General features: G+C 52.7%; 1 protein-coding gene and 3 pseudogenes. All 4 read right to left on the bottom strand.

Annotated features, from left to right (window positions below; translation table 11 throughout):
- Positions 1 to 956: pseudogene (locus tag A7589_RS22215) on the bottom strand (RHS repeat domain-containing protein); the annotation flags it as partial.
- Between the two features lie 185 nt (positions 957 to 1,141).
- Positions 1,142 to 1,729 (bottom strand): imm11 family protein, encoded by a 588-nt coding sequence (locus A7589_RS22210; RefSeq protein WP_001268392.1) that lies wholly within the window; start codon positions 1,727 to 1,729, stop codon positions 1,142 to 1,144.
- Between the two features lie 9 nt (positions 1,730 to 1,738).
- Positions 1,739 to 2,125: pseudogene (locus A7589_RS23105) on the bottom strand (AHH domain-containing protein); the annotation flags it as partial.
- Positions 2,126 to 2,164: 39 nt separating this feature from the next.
- Positions 2,165 to 4,636 (bottom strand): annotated as a pseudogene (locus A7589_RS23100) (RHS repeat-associated core domain-containing protein); the annotation flags it as partial.
- Positions 4,637 to 4,649: the final 13 nt, after the last annotated feature.

Genomic DNA, 4,649 nt, shown 5'->3' with positions numbered 1-4,649 from the left:
TTGTTCGCACCTTCCCTAGTGAAATCCCTCAACTGGTCGACATTGTTTTCTATAATTACTTTGATTTGTTTAGCCTTGGCCTTTATGGCAATCGCTAAGCGACTATTACCATCCCTGGCTACTAATTGACCTTTTACATTTACGACTTTTATAGCTGGGAAGTCTGTTACTTTTACATCACCTCTACGGACATCATTTATTGCTGATTGTACGCTTCGTTTACCTTCAGGTGTGTCAAAAGCTCCATTAATAGTGGTTTGCGAAAAATTAATATCTTTAGGATTAACAAGTATTTCACCCGGATTAAGTTTTATGTCTTCAGTAGTTAATCCGAGGGGATCAATATAACTTAACGGATTCGGCCCATACTGGTAAAGGTTTATTCCCCCCGCCAGCCCTATCGGATCCTGGCTTACAAATCTCCCGCACTCCGGCGCATAATACCTGAACAGATTATAGTGCAGCCCCGTCTCTTCATCATAATACTGCCCCGGCAGTCGCAGCGGCTGCTCAAAGTACGCCCCGCTGTTGCTGATGTCACCCCGGTTTTCTCCAAACCCCGCCAGGTAGCCCGCCCACACCAGCCTCCCGTCCGACGCCGTCACCTCCTGTACCGTTCCCGTCAGGTCCGTGTGGTAATACCAGATTTTCCGGCTCCCTCCGCGCCCCGTGATGGCCGCCACCGGCGTGTATGGTTGTTCCGCGTCGTACAGGTATGTCCGCTTTCCCTGCCACGTTGTCTCCTGCAACAGCCGGAATCCTTCCCACACAAACGTTGTCCGCCGCTGTTCCCTCTGGTCCGTATGGCGGCCACAGGTCGCCTTGCTGATGCGCCTGCCCAGCGCATCGTACTGATACCGCGTCTCGCTGTTGCTGCTGATAACCCGCGTTAACTGGCCCTGCGCGTTCCACTCCAGCTGCTGCTCACGCCGCTCTGTCAGTTCGCCCCATTCGTTAGCCACGCTGGTTACGTACCGCTGACAGTGTGGTGTTTATTGAAGATATTATCCAGTCGTAATATCAGCTCTTCCGGATTTTTGTCTGTCAGTACTGGCGAAAATCCGAGATAACAGAGAGGAATATTCGCCTCTCATTGCGGACGTTGTGCCCGTTGCCGGTGGCTAGGCTGACGATCCATCGTCTAAACCTTAAAATCCTCCACTGGAGTGGCATTTATTTTGAGCTTATATTTCTTTAATATTTCATACAAGCTTTCTGATATAATTGGATTCGGCATATATTGACAATTGCCAAGCAAAAAAAACTCCGCATCATTAATTTTACTAACATCCAATACTATTTTTTTCAATCCCTTAACTATACGTCTAGGCGGATTTTGTATGGAATCCAGCACCATCCTTTTTCCAGCGTATTCAGATAAATTGTAATCCAGACAATCTATTTTTCTTAAGTTATGAGCAACCCAATATTTTTTGTTCACTATAGACCCATCGGAATATTTAACCACTGAAGTAATAAACTGCCCAATATTTAAACCATCTAAAGCAATCATTAAATCGTCTGAAACCAACAATACTGATGCCGTTGTGTAGAAAAAATCAACATCCATTTTTCTTATCGAAGGTAGAAGTGTAATTTCAGATATCATGAAATTAGGTAAATTATACTTAATTGCACTATAGTTGACCTTCAATGATGGGCTAAAACTTACAGCCCCATCAATAAAACCTTTTCGTGGGTATTTATATTCTAAAAAAAAGTACCTCATTAATCCCCCCTAACAATTTGAATGAGTTCCAGGCGCACGCCGATCTGTTGATTGTAACCGGAGTTTATCCATATTCAGGGCATGTTTCATCAGGCGTTCGGATGCATGTATCTTACTTAAGATCTGTTCATTAGTCGCTTTTGTGAGATCACCTAATTTTAATTCTGCTGATGCTAATGTTCTTCTGGCTGCATCAAAATACGAACTTAAATGTCCTCCACTATGTAAAGGCTTACCAGTGCTTAAAGATTCTGCCACTGTTCTGGGAAGGAAAACACCATTCGTTTTGCCATTTGGGCTATATATCCCTCTATTCACAGCTTCCTGAATCAATGGAGAGTTAGCAGCAATATGTGTCGGTAATAGGTGATGTGCCGCATAGCCTGCTGGCGTTCCTCCCATTGCAGCCCCCAAGATAGCACTGGGACTTGAGGCTAATCCCAGAGGATCGATCCAGATTAACGGATTCGGTGCATATCTGTAGAGATTGAAACCTCCATTAAGCCCGATTAAATCCTGGCTTACGAACCTTCCGCACTCCGGCGCATAATACCTGAACAGATTATAGTGCAGCCCCGTCTCTTCATCATAATACTGCCCCGGCAGCCGCAGCGGCTGCTCAAAGTACGCCCCGCTGTTGCTGATGTCGCCCCGGTTTTCTCCAAACCCCGCCTGGTAGCCCGCCCACACCAGCGTCCCGTCTGACGCGGTCACCTCCTGTACCGTGCCTGTCACATCCGTGTGGTAATACCAGATTTTCCGGCTTTCTCCGCGCCCCGTGATGGCCGCCACCGGCGTGTACGGCTGTTCCCTCTGGTCCGTATGGCGGCCACAGGTCGCCTTGCTGATGCGCCTGCCCAGCGCATCGTACTGATACCGCGTCTCGCTGTTGCTGCTGATAACCCGCGTTAACTGGCCCTGCGCGTTCCACTCCAGCTGCTGGTCCCTGCGCTCTGTCAGTTCGCCCCATTCGTTATAGCGGTAGCGGTCACGCCCGTAGCCCGGCAGGCGGTTATCCATCACCGCACTCTGATACTCATCCTTCAGCAGGTTGCCGGCTTTATCGTAATAATAATGGTCATGGTCGTACATCTGACCCGTGCGCCCGGTCAGCCAGCCGCTCCGGTCATAGCTGAACACCAGGCAGCCGCGCAGTTTGTCATTGATGCCGCCGACTTCACCGTCTGCGTTCCAGATGTAATCCCGCGCCGTCACGCTGTCGCCGTGGGACGGGAGTGTGTCAGCCTGCGGCGGGTTCCGGCTGCCGGTTATCAGGCTGCGCTGCCAGCTTAACCGGTTGTCGGCGTTGTACCCGCTGAAGGTCGCCAGCGCCCCCTGGGTGCGCATCACCTGACGGTGCAGGCTGTCACGTTCATATTCGCTGACCGTGATACCGTCCAGCGCCGTCTGGAGCAGATGCCCGCTGCCGTAGTAAAGATGGCTGAGGTGCTGACCGTCCGGTAAGGTGATGTCGGTGGGATTACCCAGCGCGTCACGCTCCTGCCGCTCATCACGCACCCCGCCCTCTGTGCCCTGCGTCTGGATGATGACCGGGAATCCGCCCGCATTCAGCACAAACATTCGTATCAGGCCGTCCGGGCGCTGTTCTCCCGTCAGCCGTCCGTCCGCATCGTGGCTGAACCGGTACTGCGCCCCGTTGCCGTTGGTCAGGCTGGCAACCAGCCCTTCCGGTGTGTACTGCCAGCGCGTCTCCCGTTTCTCTTCATCCGTGTGAACTGCCGGCAGCCCGCGCGGCGTATACTGCCAGGACTGTACGCTGCCCGTGATGCGACGGTGGCTGCTCAGTAATCCCAGCGCATTCCACGTGTAACGGTCCTGCTGTTTACCGGGGTGGCTGACCGTCTCCGGCAGCCCCAGACGGTTATAGCTGATGCGTACCGTTTTCTCCTCCGCGTCCGTCACCGCCGTCAGGTTGCCGTCTTCATCGTATTCATAATCCGTGGTGCGCCCTGAACAGTCGGTGTAACGCGTCAGTTGACCGCGCGCATCGAGCACCAGCGCAACCTCGCCGCCCCGCGCATCCGTGCGGCTGACCGCCAGCCCCTGTTCATCATACCCGTACCGCGTGACGCGCCCTTCCGGCAGTACCATCTCAACAGCGGCGACCTCTTCCGGCTCTGCCACCTGCAACACCTGAAATCGCCGGGTCAATGCCGGATCTTTCTCTATATGGCGTTTATACTCACTCCAGGTGGTCGCCCCAATCGTTCGAAGACTGCCACGCGCCAGCGCCGGTTTCAGCAGGTTGGCAGCGTCACCTGTACCGGATGTACCTCCGGCGCCTACCAGGGTGTGAACCTCATCGACAAACAGAATCACCGGATGCGGCGAGCACGCAGCCTCTTTCAGTAGCGCCTTCAGGCGGGATTCAAATTCGCCCTTCATGGACGCTCCGGCCAGCAGCGCCCCGACATCCAGCGACAGCAACCGCACGTTACGCAGTGAAGGCGGCACTTCCCCCTCGGCAATCGCCAGCGCGAACCCTTCCACCACAGCCGTTTTCCCGACGCCTGCCTCGCCAGTTAGCAACGGATTGTTCTGCCGACGGCGCAGCAGAATATCCGTCATAGTACGAATTTCGTGCTCGCGACCGGTGACTGGATCGATGCTACCTTCGCGGGCCTGTGCAGTCATGTCCTGACAGTATTTCGCCAGCGCGGATTTACTTCCTGCTGATTCACTGGAAAATGCCTGGCTGCTTTCTCCCGGAACCGCAGAATTCAAATCCGAACCATCATATGGAATCTCTGATATTTCAGAGGATGATGAGATTAAAGACGGAAGAATATCCAATAGCTCATTTACCGGTAACCCAGCCAATGGCGCACAGATATTTTTTAACACTCGATACAATTCTGGTGTGGTTAACCAGGCTAGTAGTTGGATTTGCCCCTATATT

The organism is Escherichia sp. MOD1-EC6475, from assembly GCF_003046645.1.
GTDB lineage: Bacteria > Pseudomonadota > Gammaproteobacteria > Enterobacterales > Enterobacteriaceae > Escherichia > Escherichia ruysiae.
The sequence above is the reverse complement of the archived record's forward strand: the minus strand, read 5'-3'. Positions and strand labels throughout refer to the sequence as shown.

Coding starts and splice junctions, on each gene's coding strand:
- A7589_RS22210 (WP_001268392.1), bottom strand. CDS start 1,729: ATGAGGTACTTTTTTTTAGAATATAAATACCCACGAAAAGGTTTTATT.